This window comes from Paraburkholderia sp. SG-MS1, from assembly GCF_012275575.1.
Taxonomy (GTDB): Bacteria; Pseudomonadota; Gammaproteobacteria; order Burkholderiales; family Burkholderiaceae; genus Paraburkholderia.
Genome location: NZ_NPIH01000216.1, coordinates 14,926 through 30,715, shown reverse-complemented (window position 1 = coordinate 30,715; position 15,790 = coordinate 14,926). Strand labels below are relative to the sequence as shown.

The following is a 15,790-nucleotide window of genomic DNA, read 5'->3' as shown; positions in this document are numbered from 1 at the left end:
AGAAGGCCGGGTTCAGCCGCCGTAAGCGTCGCGCCTGCCCGAGTACCCCGCCGGTGCGGCGCCGGAAAGGCGCACCAGCAGACGATGGCTAACGGTCGTCCTTTCCGGAAGTCCAGCACCTGTCTCTTCGGCACGTTACAGGCTCTAATCGGCGAGAGAGGGATACAGGATTCGCGCGGTGCGGCCCCAGATCCAAGCACGGTCGTCCTCGCTGAGAGACACGAAACAGGCATGCCCCTGATCGATCAGCGTCTTGAGCGGCCCCGCCGAGGCCGGATAGTTCGAGCCAAAAGCGAGATGATCCGCGCCGAACACCTTCACGAGATGGGGAAAGAACGCCTCTGCTCCGCCCGGCGACGCCTGCGCCAGGTCGAAGGTACGCGGCGTGATCTTCATATAGACGTTGTCAAACTTCGCCAGTTCGAACAACTCCGCGCAGGCGGCATACGGCGGCCCGCCCTCGAGGACCGGCCGCGCGCAGTGATCGACCGCGATTCTCACGTTGGGAAAGCGCGCCGCCAGTTCGGCCACCATCGGCACACCGCTCAGCGTCGTCTGGACCACCATGGTCATGCCGATCTCCGAACAACGCTCCCAGATCGGGAAAGTCGCCGGATCGACCAGCCAGCGCCCGTCACCCTGATGCGTCGCGCCACCGGTGAAAAGTCGAATTCCGCCCATGCCGCGGGCCAGCCAGTAGTCGAAAGTATTCAGCGCGTCGGGTGCCAGCAGATCGAAAGAATAGACACCCGTGAATCGCTTCGGCTGCTGCGCCACGCAGTCAGCTACATAAGAGTTGTTGTGCCCATAGGTCGTCGAAGAATGCACGATTGCAGCCTTCGCAACTCCAGCCTCACTCATCTCGGCGATCATCTGTTCGAACGTGACCGGGCGCGTAGCAGACCAGTTCGAGCGATGGCCGTGCTGGGGAGCGATAGGATAGCGGACCGTGTCCGTCGAAATGATATGGGGATGAATATCGATTATTTCCGGTTTCATTTATCAGTATCTCTAACTATTGTTACGTAAATCATCCAGAACGGATGCATGACATTCTTCTGGCTACGTCAGCAGCAGATCAGAAAACGTGGGGTCTGGAACCGGGGCCCGCATGCCCCGGTTGCCTGTCACTCGGGGCTGAAGATGAGCTGACGGGCGCTCTCCAGTTGCGGCTCGGGCGTGGCGTACAGCTTGCTGACTATCTGCTCTACCGCGTCGCCGTCGATCGGATCGATCGGGAACCCGGCGCTTTTCATCGTCGCGTCGAACTCGGGATCCGCGATCGTCCTTGAGAAGGCCGAGCGCAGCGCTGCAAGACGATCGGGAGGCACACCTTGAGGCACCGCGATGGGCCGACCCGCCTCGAAAGGTAGCAGGAACAGATTGAAGACCGCCTTGACCTCCGGGTTGGTGATATAGGAGCTCAGGTTCGGCACATCGGGAAACTCAGGTGGGCTTTTCCAGCCGAGTTCCAGGAGGACTTTCATCTTTCCATTGGCTAGCAGCCGTACCGGATCGCCCTGCTTCAACCCGTCAACGGTAGAGGCCCAACCGTCGACTTCGCCACGCTGCATCGCAAGATACACCTCGCCTCGTCCCGTATAACCAGGAACGATGCTCATCTTGGTGCCAAGGTACTTGTTCAGCAGAGCCGGCAGCGTTCGATCCTCGTTGGAGAACCCGGTCGCGCCGCTGAACATCTTCTTTTTGAACAGATCACCGGCGGTGGTCACGCCGGATCGGGTCATCGCGACCATGCAGTAGTCGACCTTGTTCAGACTACCAAGCCACCGCACTTTTCTCGGGTCGAATCTGCTCTGCCTCGGATCGAGCAGCGGAATATAAAGGTTGTTGCGCTGAAGGAAGCCAATCACGGTGCCGTCATTGGGCTGCCTGGACTGAAGCGAAGCCGCAGCGACCATACCGCCAGCCCCGACCACGTTCATGACCACCGCCTGCGGATGCCCCGGCATGTACTTCATGAAGAAGCGCGCAAATTGCCGCGCGATGATATCGGTCGGCGTGCCTGCATCGGCGCTGACAAGCAGCGTGACGGTCTTTCCGCTATAGAACTTTTCAGCCGACTGATCAGAAGCCGGCGCAGCAACCGCCGTCGTGGCAAGACTCATCAGCACCGCGAAAGTGCGTAGTGCGGTCCTGTAGTTCATAGCTCTGCATGTCTCCGATAGTGTTGCGCGACCCGCCATCACGGCAAGCCGGTGACGGTCACCGCTACCAATGGCGGGTCACGTCGTCGCTATTCGTTATTGAATCAACCCAACGAATTTTTGCCAGTGTGCCGCTTCAGGTCAATTGATAAAAACTGGGCTGCTCTTGAGCAAATGGTCAAGCTGCGTTAAAAGGAATGATGGCAGCATCCGACCAGCCCTGCAGGGTCAGTCGGAAAGACGGCAGGATGCGCGTATGCTGACGTCCGGCCTCGCGGCCGCGACTGTCGGGCTTATTCCCTTTGTAGCTGCATCGCGGCCGGCTGCCGACGACCCGGTCCTGTTCCCTCGTCAAAACTCGGGTAGCGGCAACCCCATGGTTCCTTCGACCGGCACCTTGGCACCGCCGAGCGCTGCTTCAGCAGGTTGAGCGCCTGCGGCAGCAGCGCCGTGGCCGAGTCCGGCAGCATGCCAACATGGACCGCCGAACCTGGAATCCTGAGGTCGTCGCAGGCCATGATGCAGGATGGTCAATACCAATCAAGCTCCGACACATCGTGTACCTTCCGCAGGTTTTACGAACTGGTTAAGTTTGAAGTCGTTTTATTCAATCGACCGACGGGCAACTTGCGCGCAAGATCCCGGGGTTCAAATCACTGGGACCGTTCGACAGACTCGCCGTCGGCGTGTGAAGTCTTCGACGAGTCTTCCAGAACTAGCCGCACCGCACACACCTGGCCGTGCCTGCCGTTCGCAATGCCCGTATAGGCTCTCGCGGATCGCGGGGCGCTCCACAACCACTGCTCAATACAACTCGCCGACTTAACCGGTGCACGGAGACTGCCCATGTCGCAAACCTTAAACCGCCGCCAATTTCTGCGCGGCACCGGACTTCTAGGCCTAAGCCTTGCCACCGGCCAATTTGCCGCGCCGTATATTGCCCGAGCCGGCGCGACCCAGCTTAGGGTCGTCAGTAACCCGGGGTTGGAAAACGCGACGCTGAACACGTTGATGGAACAGCAGGGCTATCTGAAGAAAGTCGGCGCTAACGCACGCATCGTCGAGGTCCCTGGCGTCAGCGGTCCATTCGATGCGATTGCCTCTGGCGCCGCGGATGTCTGCATGGTGTCGGGCTACAACATGGTGCTACCCAAAATCGCACGAGGTGCCCAGGTCAAGATCGTCGGTGCCGGAATGAGAAAGTGCGCACTGACGGTTTTCGCGAGGCCCGACGGTATCAACACGCTCGCCGATCTCCAAGGCAAATCGGTCGCGATCGGTCCCGCCAAGGGCTTGTTGCACATGACCATGCTGCAGCTCCTGAGAGAAGCGAACATCGACCCTTCGCTGGTGAACTTCGTCAACAAGGGAAGTAACGATGAATGTCATGAGGCGGTCGTAACGAGGGAGGCCGATGCCTGCTGTTCGAGTGTCTCGCATCTGAACGACGACGATGGGTTGGTGGCGGTCAGCGGGGCCAACATGTGGCAGGCGCTCCCCAAATTCATCTTCCAGACCGCTTATGCTTCCGACTCAGCGATCAGGGACAAGCACGAGGAATTGGTCGCGGTAATGGCGGCTTACGGCGCACTCTACGATCACCTCATGTCGCCGACAGCGCACGACGCCTTCTTCGAAGCTCGTCGGCGCGCCCAGAAGAGATTTGACAAGGCCTCTGCGCAGGCAGTCTGGGACTTCAATCAGATCCAGCGGCCCTACTCCAGAGATTTGTCGCTGAGCGACGGCGACATCGCTTATCTGCAGGACATGGATATTGGAGTCGGCAGCCTGAAGCGCAAGCAAGCCATCGCCAAAGTGGCGGACATGTCGGCGGCAAGAGAGGCGGCAAAGTTACGTGCCTGAAGCAGCCATGGCGCGAAGGAATGGCATTCCGAGCCACGGCTGCTTCTGGCCCGTGGGGCTGCGAGTTCCTCCCTGTGAATGGCAGAAAGACGGGAGGGCTCATGCTGTTCCATCTTTCTAGCCGCGCATTCCATAGCGGCCAGGCAATAAAGAACCGTGCAGGCCCCTCTCTAGCGCCCTCAGAACACGTGCCTGATACCCGCAATCACGGAGATTTGCGCGCCACCCGCCGGCGGGCCAACGACCGGTGTAATGGTGGACGCTGAAAGCGCGAGCGTGCCACCGTTATTGATGTGCTCACCAGTCAGATAAACGAAAGTGCTCTTTGACAGGTGGTAGGACGCGCGCAATACCTCCACAAGCGCCTTGTTTGGCGAATGCTCGTATTTGAGTTGCGCCAGCATGCCGTCGATGTAAAAGAACGGCGTAACGGGTACCGTGCCGGAAACCCAGAACAAGTTGCTTCTCGGCGTCGCAATGCCTTCGTCGATGCGCTTTATCCAACCGGCTCCAAGCTTGGCCTTATAGAGGTGGAAATAGCCACCCAGAATAAACCGGCTATCCGTCAGATCCGGCGAAGTGAGACCACCCCACGTCGCTGAAGTGCCACCATAGTTTCTCTCATAAGCAGTCGCTACGCCCCAAATCTTGTTGTCGTATTTGAGCAATACCGACCATTCCCTGCATTGCTTTGACGGGGTCGTTTCGCCAGGGCAATTCGTTGCCGGCGCACTGTTGCCGGCGACGGCGTCCCTGCCGAAGCTCCAGTTCACTCCGGCTTCAAATCCATTGTAGATGTAGCGGTAACTGATCGAATTATCGGCGCGAGCATTGGCAACACCGTTATCCAGCGTGGTGATACCTTGAGCGCCCGTCCCGAACGGATTGGAAGGCGAGGTGGCAAAAAAACGCATGGTGTACTGTCGGCCGAACGTCAAGCGTCCAAAGTCACCATTCAGGCCGACATAGGCTTGCCGCCCGAACAATCGTCCTCCCTGACTCGACGTGCCGTTATTCGGCGCAAAGCCGCCCTGCAAATCCCATATGGCTTGCAAACCGCCGCCCAGATTCTCGGTACCGCGGAATCCGAAGTACGAAGTAGCCGTGCCTGATGCCATGCGAAAACTGTCGGCAGTGGTCTTACCCATGGCCGCGTTGTTGCGGTACTCCACACCCTGATCGATCAAACCATACAGGGTGACCGAGCTTGTGTCGCTCTGTTGAGCCCGTGCCGGTGAGACACCCAGCAGTGTCACACACGCGCACAATGCAATCCTGTAGTTCATATCCGCTTCTGTCTCCTTAATCCGCGATCCACTGTTGTGGCGCGCCAGAGACGGAAGTCGTCTCGGGCTGGATCGCGGTGTCTCCGGTTTGTTTATTGAATGAAGCACCGCAATTTTTGCGAGCTTGACGCCGCAGGTCTATTGAAAAAAGCGGGTCGAGGCTTGAGCGGATGGTCAAGCTTACTGTGGCGAAAGGGCTGCGCGCGTTATCCCACTCGTGAAAAAATTTGCAGGCCGCCTGTCCGGGGCGAGGCGCCTGGACCACGTGACTCATCAAGCCGATCGATGATCATCATGACGCGGGCAGGCCCCGCGATTTGGCAAACGCGTTGGTAAAAGGAATGGAAAAAGGAACGAAAAAAGGAAGATATCCGCCTTCGGCAACAACCTGAAGCAGGCGGACATGATTCACCCCGGCATGACTCGAGGTCACGCTGCGGGATGATGCTGGAAAGCGGACTTGAGACGCTTGTTCAGACGCGGGGATCGACGAACAGTTCGTCCATGGACATTCGACGCGGCGTAAGACCCTGTTTGAACGCCGTGGCTTCGAGCGCTTCGATGGTCTTGCGGTTCTCCTCGATACCGTACGGCAGCGGATCGTGACCAACGATCTTGCGTAGCTTCAGGTATTTGTTGTCACCGGCACTGAGATCCTCACCTGCATCAAGACGCGCCAACCAGTCCTGCTTCGCCTGCGTGAATGCGTTGAAGATCGATTTCGCGACCCACGGATTCGCGGCCAGTACCGCGTCCTTGACGACGATCGTGCCGTGCATCGGATAGACGCCGGTGCGGGCGTAGTACTCGCTTTCCAGTTCAGTCGCGTTGGACAGCAGATCGGGATAGTCGGCTGCGACTTCCTTCCATCCACCGGTGGGATCGCCGGTGCGGCCGATGCCTGCGTTAGCACCGAAACCCGCCGACAGTTCGCCGCTCGCCATCATCGCGGCAAGCGAGGTGCCCGGCGGCGCATGAATGACGTTCGACGGCAGCTTGAGTTGCGTGACGTGCTCTTCGTCATCGACCACCCAGGTCACCTTCGATGAATCGAGACCGAACTCGTCGATCAGCACCTGTCGCGTCCATACTCCGGTCGTCACCGAATAGGCACGCACGCCTACTTTTTTCCCCTCCAGATCCTTCGGCGTCCTGATTCCCGCGTCAGGACGAACCAGCAGGCCGCCATGATGAAAGCGGCGCACTACGAAGATAGGCAACGCGACAAACGGTGCGCCATAGGCTCGGGCAATGATGTAGGTCGTGGGCGCCAACTCGCAAACGTCGAACTCGACGTCGCGCACCATGCGCCGGAACGCGCCGATCTGCGGCTTGACGGTGACGAATTCAGCCTCCACGCCCTCGATGGGGATGGAGCCGTTGCGGACGGCGGACGTTTGCGGATGGTCGGCGATTGCGATCTTGAGATGAACCTTTGCTGACATATGTCTCTCCTGAATGCTGGGTTATGGAGAACGGATGCTCGCGCAGCGTCCGGCGCCTGGCACTCCAGGGTGGTGGCGCAAAGCATTCGTTTCCTGCGTCGCGCGGCCAGCTCGCCGCGCGCGACGCGTTGCCACGAACCGCCTGGCGTACCGGATTGGGCCTGGTAGCCAGCGCCGAGAAGTCAAGACCGTGGTTCACGTTCTCTACAAATGTTCGGCTGTTGGGCGACCCGGATGTTGCCAGTCAGCGGCCGTCGAGTCGATTGAATAAAATTACGTCAGACTTAACCAGACGGTAAAACGTGGGGAATAGACGAGGTATCGCGGGGCGTCAATCGGGCGCAGAGAACTGGCGACACCGTTGGTGACGCGCCGCGCGGTTGCATCGGAGACTATCGAGGCTGACCCGTGATGGCCAGCACGTGGTGAATTACCGTTGCTCTGCGTTCACGTCAGCAAGCGCATGTTCGACCTCAGTCGACATCAGCAACGGGCTCACTTCTTCAAGGCAGCGTAGCATTAGCGTCGCACTGGGCACGAGCGGCTTGTCCGCTCTCCAGGCGGCGCCGAGCGGCGCTCTGACAAAACCAGGATCCAACGGCAACACGTGGATCGGACTGACCGCAGCGTACGGATACTGGATATCGATCGTGTAGAGCGCGATCGCGTCCTCAGATTGAATGTAGGCGCGGATAAGATGCGCCGATAAGGTCTCGATGTAATTGAGCGGCATAGACATGCCGTTACGGGCGAACGTGCTTTCGATCGGTTCTCGCAGCAAGGACCCAGGCGGCGGGAGCACCCACGGAAAGTCCTCCAGATCTTTCCACTGCAGATTCTTTCTTCCGACCAGCGGATGATGGGGCCCGGTCACCAGCTTGACCTGGGAGTTCATGAGAACCGTATCCTGCAAGCCGACCATCACCGATTGATTCGGCAGGCGTCCCACCACGAGATCCAGTTCGCCCCGGCGCAGATCCTGCAACAGCGTGGTCATCGGCCCTTCGAATATCGATACGTTCGCGTGCGGCGACTGCTTCTTGAGCAGGGCGAGCGCCTTAGGCATGATCGTAGGAATCAAACTGGGCAACGCGCCGACATTGACTTTTCCAGCACGCCCCGTCTGCAACGCTTTGATCTCTTCCGCCACACGACTCAGATTACTGAGCAGAACGCGCGCATGGCGGACAACACATTCGCCGTATGCCGTCGGCCTCAATCCATTCACAGTGCGTTCGAAAAGTTTGACACCCAGTGCGCCCTCAATTTCGCTCAGTGCCTTTGAGACCGCAGATACCGTAATGAAAGAGTTCGACGCAACCTCACTCAGATTACGAAAATCATTCACCGCTACGATCAACCGCAAGTGGCGCGCCTTCAAATTCGCCGTTAGATACCAGTCCAATTGACTCATCAGGTCTCCGTATTCGTGTCCGTATATAGCGCCCTGCTCGATGTGACATTTTACCGTGAGGAAGTTCGCGTCCTTGACCTCGACGATTGACGCCCGCGGCCAAGGCAACGCTCGCCTCCACCGATCAAGTGGCCGTTTGCGGCGCGAGGCCTCTGTGCGAACGCCCGGGTGAAGCGACGAGCGATGACCCGTTCACCACAGCACTTCGCACACGTCAGTCAAGGCTTCGCATCCTTTCTCTTCGCGTCCGATGTCACAGCGAGGCGGCTTTGTACGGCAACGAGTTGATCGTCAGTGGTCGCCACGAGCCACAAACGCGCGCGCTCCGCGATAAGCCGATTGTGGTCCTTCAGCGGGCCCATTGCGCTGGCAGCCTTCCATACCACCGGACCAACCCGGCTACTCCTGCCCGAGGGCGCGCCTACCAGCAGGCAGTAAGGTCCCAGTGGCAGCGATACAAACGGAAGTGCCGGACTCGCGCCTACTCGCCAGTCGATGAACGGCGTATCGCTGATAAGCAGCGGCATGGACAACCCATACAGCACACTGAAATCGTACAACGCCAGTTGGTCCCGCATACCGGAGTAGATACGCCGGATGTCGTCAACAACCGCCGCCCGAATTTCGTCGTCGAACATTGGCTCCTGCGTATAGCGGGCCAATGCTTCCTGAGCTTGCCATTGATATGCGCTGAACAGGCCGAGTTCCACGCAGTCCTGCACCGCGCGCTGAACCTCCGCGACAGAGCCGGCCTCCTCTGGCTTGCCCAACTGCGCGGCCCGCAAAAACCGCGCGAGTCCCGCCTCCTGAATAGCGGGACCATCCACGGATGCATCATCTGCAACGTCCTGATCAAGCGGTACATAGATATATTTTTCAGCGGCGAACCGCGATTTCTTGCCTTCATCAAACTTCATCTGGCCATCAACGCAATCCAGATAGCGAGTGCCGATATGGCCATGCTCCCAAACCCAATTCTTCAGAAGCGGACGTAGCGGATGCAGTTTGTCTTGATCGGTCATTGAAACCTCCAGGTGCCCCAGTATAGTTCCTGGTCGTCGATCGTCCTCTGGAGACTTGCATGACCGACTGCCCTCAAGCACTTTCCGCCGCGAGCAGATCTTCAATCATGATCGGCAACTTGCGCACCCGCACACCGGTCGCATGATGCGTCGCGTCGGTAATCGCGGCCGCGATTCCCGCAAGACCGATTTCCGCAATGCCGCGGACGCCGAGTTCATTGAACACGGTGTCTGGATGATCGAGAAAGGTCACGTCGAGTTCGGGCGTATCCGCATTCGACGCGATGATGTAGTCGGCCAGGTTGCTATTGATCGGTGCGCCCGTCCGCGCGTCGTACATGGTGTGCTCGAACAGGGCCATCCCGACGCCCATCACAACCGCGCCTTCGATCTGGTTGCGGGCAGCGCGCGGATTGACAATGCGTCCTCCATCGATCACCGTGACGACTCGGCTCACGCGCAACCGCGCGATCTCCGGCTGCCACGTGACCTCGGCGAAGTGCGCGCCGTATGAATAAATGGAGAAGCGCTTTTTCAGCGGATCGTCGAAGCCGCCCGTGGCGCTGCCGCTACCCGACGCCGCGCGCATTTTCGCTGCTTCGAGAATCTGGCCGAACGGCACGCCGCGCTCAGGAGCATCTTCCTTCCGATGCACACGTCCCGCGCTGAACGCGAGCGTATCTTCCGCCGCGCCTTTGAATGGCGAGCCGTCGACCGCCGCGGCGCGCGATAGCAACAGCTTGATTGCCGAACGGACTGCGTCGAACACCGCTGGAACCACCGATGCCGTCACCGCGCTACCACCCGAAACCGGTCCCGGCGGCAACGACGAATCGCCGAGACCGACCTCGATGCGCTCGAGTGGAATGCCGGTCTCTTGCGCGACCAGTTGCGCAAGCACCGTGTACGTGCCGGTGCCGATGTCCTGCGTGCCGCACACCACCCGGGCGCTGCCGTCTTCTCGAAGATCGACGTTGGCCGCAGCGGAAAAGCGCACGCCCGGCCAGACGCAGGCGCCGACGCCCCAGCCTAGCGTCAGGCCGTCACGCTGCATCGATCCGATGCCCGGCTTACGCTGCGACCAGCCGAACCGCTCGGCGCCAGTGCGCAAACACTCGACGAGATGCCGCGACGAGAATGGCAACCCGGTGCTTTCGTCGGCGTGCGGTTCATTGCGCAGCCTCAACTCGACGGGATCGAGATTCAGCTCGCGCGCGAGTTCGTTCATCGCCGATTCGATGGCGTATAGGCCAGGCACGGCGCCGGGGCCACGCATGGCGGTAGGCGAGCCGACGTTGCGGTGCGCGAGGCCGGAGGTCACGCGCAGGTTCGGCGTGCTATAGATGACCGGCGTGACTTCGCCACAGCTTTCCTGGTAGTCGTCAGCGATCGCGGTGTGATTGACGTAGTCGTGCCGCAACGACGTGAGTTTGCCGTCGCGTTCGGCCGAAAGGCGCACGCGCTGCTGCGTGACCGGACGATGGCCGACGTTCTGGAACATCATCTTGCGGCTCACGACCAGCTTTACCGGGCGACCGGTCTGACGCGTCGCGGCTGCCGCCAGCAGCGTGTGCGGCCACACCCACAGCTTTCCGCCAAAGCCGGACCCAAGGTAGCGCGAGATCACCCGGATCTTTTCCTTCGGCACGCCGAGCATCTGCGAGAGCGTGCCGAGGTGGATCGAAATGGATTGCGTCGTCTCGTAGAACGTGTAGTTTTCGCCGTCCCACTGCGCAATCGACGCATGCAGTTCGATCGGATTGTGCGTTTCGGTCGGCGTCGCGTAGGTTGCGTCGAGGGTCGCTGCCGCCGTGTCGAACGCGGAATCCGGATCGCCGCGTTCGTTCTCGACCTTGGGCTTGTCGTCAGGTTCGAGGCCATCACGCACGTCGTGCGGCGTGAGTTCGTAGCGCGCGCCGATCGCCGCCGCTGCAGCGCTCGCGGCCTCGAAGGTGGCGCCGATCACGAGCGCGATGTACTGCCCGTAGTAGCGGATGATGTCGTCTTCGAACGGCGGCCGCGCTTCGTCGACGTAGCCGGTCTCCATCGAATTGCCGGAGATCCGGTAGAAGCGGCCGATATTGCCCCGATGCAGCACCGCGTGCACGCCTGGCATCGCCTCGGCGCCCGCGATGTCGAGCGACATCAGCCGGCCGCTCGCGATCGTGCTGCACACCGGCACCGCAATCAGCAAGCCGGGCAAATCGACATCGGATGTATAGGTTGCGCCGCCGCTGACCTTCAGCGGACCCTCGACACGCGCATGGGGCCGTCCGATCACGGACAGCACGGAGTCGGGCAAAGTAGACATGGTGCGTTCCTCTTGATCGGCGGTTCAGGGTGTAGCCGTGGCCTGGGTCAGCGCGTGGACGATGCAGCGTCGCGCCAGTTCGACCTTGAAGCCGTTCTGGCTTTGCGGCTTCGCGTTCGCGAGCGCGGCGTCCGCGGCCTTGCGGAAGGTTGCAGCGTCGGGCGTCGCGCCTTGCAATACCGACTCCGCTTCAACCGCATGCCACGGCCTCGTGCCGACGCCGCCGAGCGCGACGCGCGCCTGCGCGATGCGTCCGCCGTCGAGCGTCACGACGACCGCAGCCGATGCCAACGCGAATTCGTACGACGCGCGATCACGCAGCTTCAGGTAAACCGAGCGTGCGCCCGCTGGCAGCGGCGGCAGTGTCACGTGCGTGATGAGCTCGCCTGGTTCGAGCACGTTCTCGCGCTGCGGCGTTGCGCCAGGCAACAGGAAAAAGTCGTCGATCGCGATACTGCGCGCACCGCCGGTCCCTTCGATATGAATGGTCGCGTCGAGCGCGGTGAGCGCGACATTCATGTCCGACGGGTTCGTGGCGATGCACGCGTCGCTGGTGCCAAGAATCGCGAGCGTGCGATTGAATCCCTGGATCGCGGGACATCCCGAGCCCGGATCGCGCTTGTTGCACGGCATCGCGGTGTCACGAAAGTAGACGCAGCGCGTGCGTTGCAGCAGGTTGCCGCCGGTTGTCGCCATGTTTCGCAATTGGGCCGACGCGCCAGCCAGCAACGCCTGCGACAGCACGGCGTAAGACTCGCGAATCAGCGGGTGCAACGCCAGATCCGCGTTGCGCGCCGTCGAACCGATCTTCACGCCGCCGTTGGACAGCGCTTCGATGCGATCTAGCGGCAGACGGCTGATGTCGATGACACGCGTGGGCCGCTCGACGTTCAGCTTCATGAGATCGAGCAATGTCGTGCCGCCGGCCAGAAAGCGGACTTGCGCGCCTTGCTGGGCCGTCGCCGACGCCGCCGCTGCGGCGATCGCGTCAGATACGCCGTTGGCGCGCGATAACTGAAACATGTCCATGATGGCGCTCCTCAGGACTGGCCGCGCACGCGCTGAATCGCCGCGACGATGTTCTGATAGGCGCCGCAGCGGCACAGATTGCCGCTCATCGCTTCGCGCACGTCGGCGTCGCCGGGCCCGACTGCTTCATCGAGTAAGGCAACCGCGGACATGATCTGGCCCGACGTGCAGTAGCCGCACTGGTAGCCGTCGCATTCTACAAACGCGGCCTGCATCGGATGCAGCGCATCGGGCTGGCCGATACCTTCGATGGTCGCGATTTCGTCGCCGGCGTGAGTGCCTGCGAGCGACAGGCACGCATTCACTCGCCGCCCGTTGACGTGCACGGTGCACGCGCCGCATTGACCGTGATCGCAACCCTTTTTAGTGCCCGTCAGGTGCAGATGTTCGCGCAGCGCGTCGAGCAGCGTGGTGCGCGGATCGAGCAATAGCTTGTAGACGTTGCCGTTGACGTTCAACTCGACGGGCATCGCCGCGTCGGCGGAAGACTGGCGGCTGGTTTGGCTCGCGGCGCTCTGATGCGGGGTGTCGGTGGTGGAGGCAGTTTGTTGCATCGTGCTTCTCCTCGTGGGAAGAGCGGCCGGAATCGGCATCTTTCGCGGTAGACGCGCGGAAATTGGGGCCGTTATAGATCGATGGCGGATTGTGGGGCGTTCAGGGACTGAGCGGCGGAGTCATGTCCCGCGAGCGCAAGGGGTAGTACAGCAAGCGTAATGCCTGCGTGAGTCGGGGCAGAAAATTAAAGCGTTTGCGTACAGCAGCACCGGGAAACCGATCAATTTCGGCGTCCTGCTCAAAACATCTGGACGCCTGGTCATTCATTAACTGGCCTTGCCTCCCAATACTAGCACTCAAGAAATTCCACAACGAACTGCCGAACGCGCCGGCATCACCACATGGCGACTGCGGCTGCTGATTGCTCGCGTATTTCGCAGAGCATCTTTTTATTTGCCCGATCGTCGCGCGGGCATGCCCGGAGTGCAATTCGCGGCGTCATCAAAAACAGGCAGCCACCACGCTTCCCGCACCGCTGCCCTTTGCTTTCAGGAGTTATTCATGTCCGCTGTTGATTCCTCTCTCTCCCCCGTCGCAGACTTCGCCGCCCTCAAGGTGCGTCAACAGGCAACATGGTCGACGGGCAACTATGCCGTCATCGGCACCACGCTGCAAATCGTGGGCGAGAATCTTTGCGAAGCGCTCGACTTGCGCGCCGGCAGCCGCGTGCTCGACGTCGCCGCAGGCAACGGCAACGCAACGCTCGCCGCCGCGCGCCGGTGGTGCGACGTCACCTCCACCGACTATGTCGGCTCGCTGCTGGAATCAGGGCGTGCGCGTGCGCGAGCAGACGGGCTGCCCGTACGGTTTCAGACAGCCGACGCCGAAGCATTGCCATACGACGATGCTTCCTTCGACGTCGTCATGTCGACGTTCGGCGTGATGTTCACCCCGGATCAGGAGAAGGCAGCAGCCGAACTGGCACGCGTCTGCAAGCGGGGCGGCCAGATCGGTCTCGCGAACTGGACGCCGGAGAGTTTCATCGGACAGGTCTTCAAGACGATCGGCAAGTACATGCCTCCGCCTGCGGGGGTGATGTCACCGGCGCTCTGGGGTACCGAGGCGCGACTCGAGGCGCTATTTAGCGGAAAAGTCCGGCAGATCGTCGCGACTAGCCGCTATTTCACGTTTCGCTACCATTCACCGGCGCATTTCATGGAAGTATTGCGCACATACTACGGGCCGATGAACAAGGCCTTTGCCGCACTCGATGGTGACCGGCAGGCGGCGCTTCTCGACGACCTGATGACATTGATCGGCAGCCGCAACCGGTCGGGGGACTCGACGCTCGTCCTGCCGAGCGAGTACCTCGAAGTCGTGATCGAGCGGTCATGAGAGAAGTCAGACCGCCGACCGGCATGTCAACGACGCGAAGTTCGGAGCGACACACTCTCCGACTCACTGTTTCTCACACCATCTCACCGCCCGCGCGCGCCACCGCGACAGGCTGCGCCAGCGCCAGATGGCGCAGCAGCTTCGTCACCATCAGGACCACGATGCCCGCGAGGATCACGAAAAACACCGCGAGCGGGGCCAGGATTTGCACCGACACGAAGCCGGCCAGCGCCATCATCGCCGAGGAAACGAGCAGCAGCGCGCACCCGAGAATTGCGCTCGTCAGCCCCGCGATGTGGGGGAACAGCGAATTGCCCTTGGCCATTAGCGTTGGATACATCGCGCCGGCGCAAAAGCCCATCACGAGCACCGGCGTGGCGAGGGTCCACACGCGCAGGCCGATTGTCAGCGCAAGCACGAGCATCGCTACCGCGGCGGCCGCCATCAGGCGCGCACCGATGCGCAGCCGCTCTTCCGCGCTCGGCAGACGCGGACCGTGCAAGCGGTTCGACAGGCCGCCGAGAAAATACATCATGCCGATGCCGAGCGCGAGATAGCCGAAGAAAGTCGGTGGCTTATGCAGCGTGTTCTGCACCATGAACGGTCCGATGATGTTGAACACGAGCAGGATGCTGTAGCACAGACCTTGCGCAAGAAAGCAGCTCTGGAACACCGGACTCGCGAGCACCTTGCGCGCATTCGTGACCAGCGTGCGCGGTTCGAGGTGCACGGGCCGCGGCAGTGTTTCCCGATAGCGCCACAACAGCGCCCACATCACGAGCGAATAGACCAGCAGGAAGACAAGGCAGGCCCGCCAGCCGAACCACGTCTGGAGATGGGCGCCGATCACCGGCGCAACGATCGGCGCAAGCCCCCACGCAATCGACATGTAGGTGAACGCGTGCATCAGCGCCTGGCCCTTGAACGAATCGGTGATGATCGCCTTCGCAAGCAGGTTGGTGGTGGCGATGCCGAAGCCCTGCAGGCAGCGCGCGAGGATGAACGTCTCCAGGTTCGGCGCCGCCAGCGACAGCAGGCAGCCGATCGTGTAGATGACGAGCCCAAACCCCAGCACGGGCTTGCGGCCATATGCATCGGCGACGGGCCCAAAAATCAGCTGGCCGAGCGCGTAGGCGACCATATAGCCGGTCACGCTCGTCTGAATGGCCTGCGGCGACGTGGCGAAGAAACGCGCCATGGCGGGCAGCGCAGGCACGTAGATATCGATCGCGAGTTGTCCTGCGGAAGCGAACAGGCAGATCAGAATCAGCAGGAAGCGCGGCGAGTTCGGTGCCGGGGCGGACATGCCGGCGTGGTTGGCGTTATCGTGGGTCATGACTGCATCAAGAGGGAAATGCCGGT

At 61.0% G+C, this 15,790-nt stretch carries 12 protein-coding genes; 2 read left to right on the top strand and 10 right to left on the bottom strand.

Going from position 1 to position 15,790, the window contains the following annotated elements:
• Window positions 1-144 precede the first annotated feature (144 nt).
• Together CIC12_RS18250 and CIC12_RS18245 are read right to left on the bottom strand one after the other, a co-directional pair.
• Complete coding sequence (locus CIC12_RS18250; RefSeq protein ID WP_168665606.1) at window positions 145-999, bottom strand: amidohydrolase family protein; 855 nt, start codon at window positions 997-999, stop codon at window positions 145-147.
• Window positions 1,000-1,127: 128 nt separating this feature from the next.
• Window positions 1,128-2,168 carry a Bug family tripartite tricarboxylate transporter substrate binding protein gene (locus tag CIC12_RS18245; RefSeq protein WP_168665604.1) on the bottom strand — a complete coding sequence of 347 codons (1,041 nt, stop codon included), beginning with the start codon at window positions 2,166-2,168 and terminating at the stop codon, window positions 1,128-1,130.
• Window positions 2,169-3,014: 846 nt separating this feature from the next.
• Between CIC12_RS18245 and CIC12_RS18240 the strand changes: the two genes are divergently transcribed.
• Window positions 3,015-4,031: an ABC transporter substrate-binding protein gene (locus CIC12_RS18240; RefSeq protein ID WP_168665602.1), complete on the top strand. Its 1,017-nt coding sequence runs from the start codon at window positions 3,015-3,017 to the stop codon at window positions 4,029-4,031.
• Window positions 4,032-4,210: 179 nt separating this feature from the next.
• Here CIC12_RS18240 and CIC12_RS18235 read toward each other — a convergent pair whose 3' ends face one another.
• The 7 genes from CIC12_RS18235 to CIC12_RS18205 form a co-directional block, all read right to left on the bottom strand.
• The gene (locus CIC12_RS18235) at window positions 4,211-5,317 is read right to left on the bottom strand and encodes a porin (protein WP_168665600.1); all 1,107 of its coding nucleotides are present in this window, start codon (window positions 5,315-5,317) and stop codon (window positions 4,211-4,213) included.
• A 473-nt stretch (window positions 5,318-5,790) separates the two neighbouring features.
• The gene (locus tag CIC12_RS18230) at window positions 5,791-6,762 is read right to left on the bottom strand and encodes an ABC transporter substrate-binding protein (protein ID WP_168665599.1); all 972 of its coding nucleotides are present in this window, start codon (window positions 6,760-6,762) and stop codon (window positions 5,791-5,793) included.
• Between the two features lie 430 nt (window positions 6,763-7,192).
• Window positions 7,193-8,176: a LysR substrate-binding domain-containing protein gene (locus tag CIC12_RS18225; protein WP_168665597.1), complete on the bottom strand. Its 984-nt coding sequence runs from the start codon at window positions 8,174-8,176 to the stop codon at window positions 7,193-7,195.
• A gap of 218 nt (window positions 8,177-8,394) precedes the next feature.
• Window positions 8,395-9,198, bottom strand: a complete 804-nt coding sequence (locus CIC12_RS18220) for a hypothetical protein (RefSeq protein WP_168665596.1) — start codon at window positions 9,196-9,198, stop codon at window positions 8,395-8,397.
• Window positions 9,199-9,271: 73 nt separating this feature from the next.
• The gene (locus CIC12_RS18215; protein ID WP_168665594.1) at window positions 9,272-11,509 is read right to left on the bottom strand and encodes a xanthine dehydrogenase family protein molybdopterin-binding subunit; all 2,238 of its coding nucleotides are present in this window, start codon (window positions 11,507-11,509) and stop codon (window positions 9,272-9,274) included.
• Between the two features lie 24 nt (window positions 11,510-11,533).
• Window positions 11,534-12,538 carry an FAD binding domain-containing protein gene (locus CIC12_RS18210; RefSeq protein ID WP_168665592.1) on the bottom strand — a complete coding sequence of 335 codons (1,005 nt, stop codon included), beginning with the start codon at window positions 12,536-12,538 and terminating at the stop codon, window positions 11,534-11,536.
• Window positions 12,539-12,549: 11 nt separating this feature from the next.
• Window positions 12,550-13,092 carry a 2Fe-2S iron-sulfur cluster-binding protein gene (locus CIC12_RS18205; protein ID WP_168665590.1) on the bottom strand — a complete coding sequence of 181 codons (543 nt, stop codon included), beginning with the start codon at window positions 13,090-13,092 and terminating at the stop codon, window positions 12,550-12,552.
• 502 nt (window positions 13,093-13,594) lie between these two features.
• Between CIC12_RS18205 and CIC12_RS18200 the strand changes: the two genes are divergently transcribed.
• Complete coding sequence (locus tag CIC12_RS18200; RefSeq protein ID WP_168665655.1) at window positions 13,595-14,428, top strand: class I SAM-dependent methyltransferase; 834 nt, start codon at window positions 13,595-13,597, stop codon at window positions 14,426-14,428.
• A 73-nt stretch (window positions 14,429-14,501) separates the two neighbouring features.
• On the opposite strand, the gene CIC12_RS18195 is transcribed toward CIC12_RS18200, so the two are convergent.
• A complete protein-coding gene (locus tag CIC12_RS18195; RefSeq protein ID WP_174772095.1) occupies window positions 14,502-15,764 on the bottom strand; it encodes a multidrug effflux MFS transporter in 1,263 nt (420 codons plus the stop codon).
• Between the last annotated feature and the right edge of the window lie 26 nt (window positions 15,765-15,790).

Coding starts and splice junctions, on each gene's coding strand:
- CIC12_RS18195 (WP_174772095.1), bottom strand. CDS start 15,764: ATGACCCACGATAACGCCAACCACGCCGGCATGTCCGCCCCGGCACCG.
- CIC12_RS18245 (WP_168665604.1), bottom strand. CDS start 2,168: ATGAACTACAGGACCGCACTACGCACTTTCGCGGTGCTGATGAGTCTT.
- CIC12_RS18210 (WP_168665592.1), bottom strand. CDS start 12,538: ATGGACATGTTTCAGTTATCGCGCGCCAACGGCGTATCTGACGCGATC.
- CIC12_RS18205 (WP_168665590.1), bottom strand. CDS start 13,092: ATGCAACAAACTGCCTCCACCACCGACACCCCGCATCAGAGCGCCGCG.
- CIC12_RS18225 (WP_168665597.1), bottom strand. CDS start 8,176: ATGAGTCAATTGGACTGGTATCTAACGGCGAATTTGAAGGCGCGCCAC.
- CIC12_RS18215 (WP_168665594.1), bottom strand. CDS start 11,509: ATGTCTACTTTGCCCGACTCCGTGCTGTCCGTGATCGGACGGCCCCAT.
- CIC12_RS18240 (WP_168665602.1), top strand. CDS start 3,015: ATGTCGCAAACCTTAAACCGCCGCCAATTTCTGCGCGGCACCGGACTT.
- CIC12_RS18250 (WP_168665606.1), bottom strand. CDS start 999: ATGAAACCGGAAATAATCGATATTCATCCCCATATCATTTCGACGGAC.
- CIC12_RS18235 (WP_168665600.1), bottom strand. CDS start 5,317: ATGAACTACAGGATTGCATTGTGCGCGTGTGTGACACTGCTGGGTGTC.
- CIC12_RS18220 (WP_168665596.1), bottom strand. CDS start 9,198: ATGACCGATCAAGACAAACTGCATCCGCTACGTCCGCTTCTGAAGAAT.
- CIC12_RS18230 (WP_168665599.1), bottom strand. CDS start 6,762: ATGTCAGCAAAGGTTCATCTCAAGATCGCAATCGCCGACCATCCGCAA.
- CIC12_RS18200 (WP_168665655.1), top strand. CDS start 13,595: ATGTCCGCTGTTGATTCCTCTCTCTCCCCCGTCGCAGACTTCGCCGCC.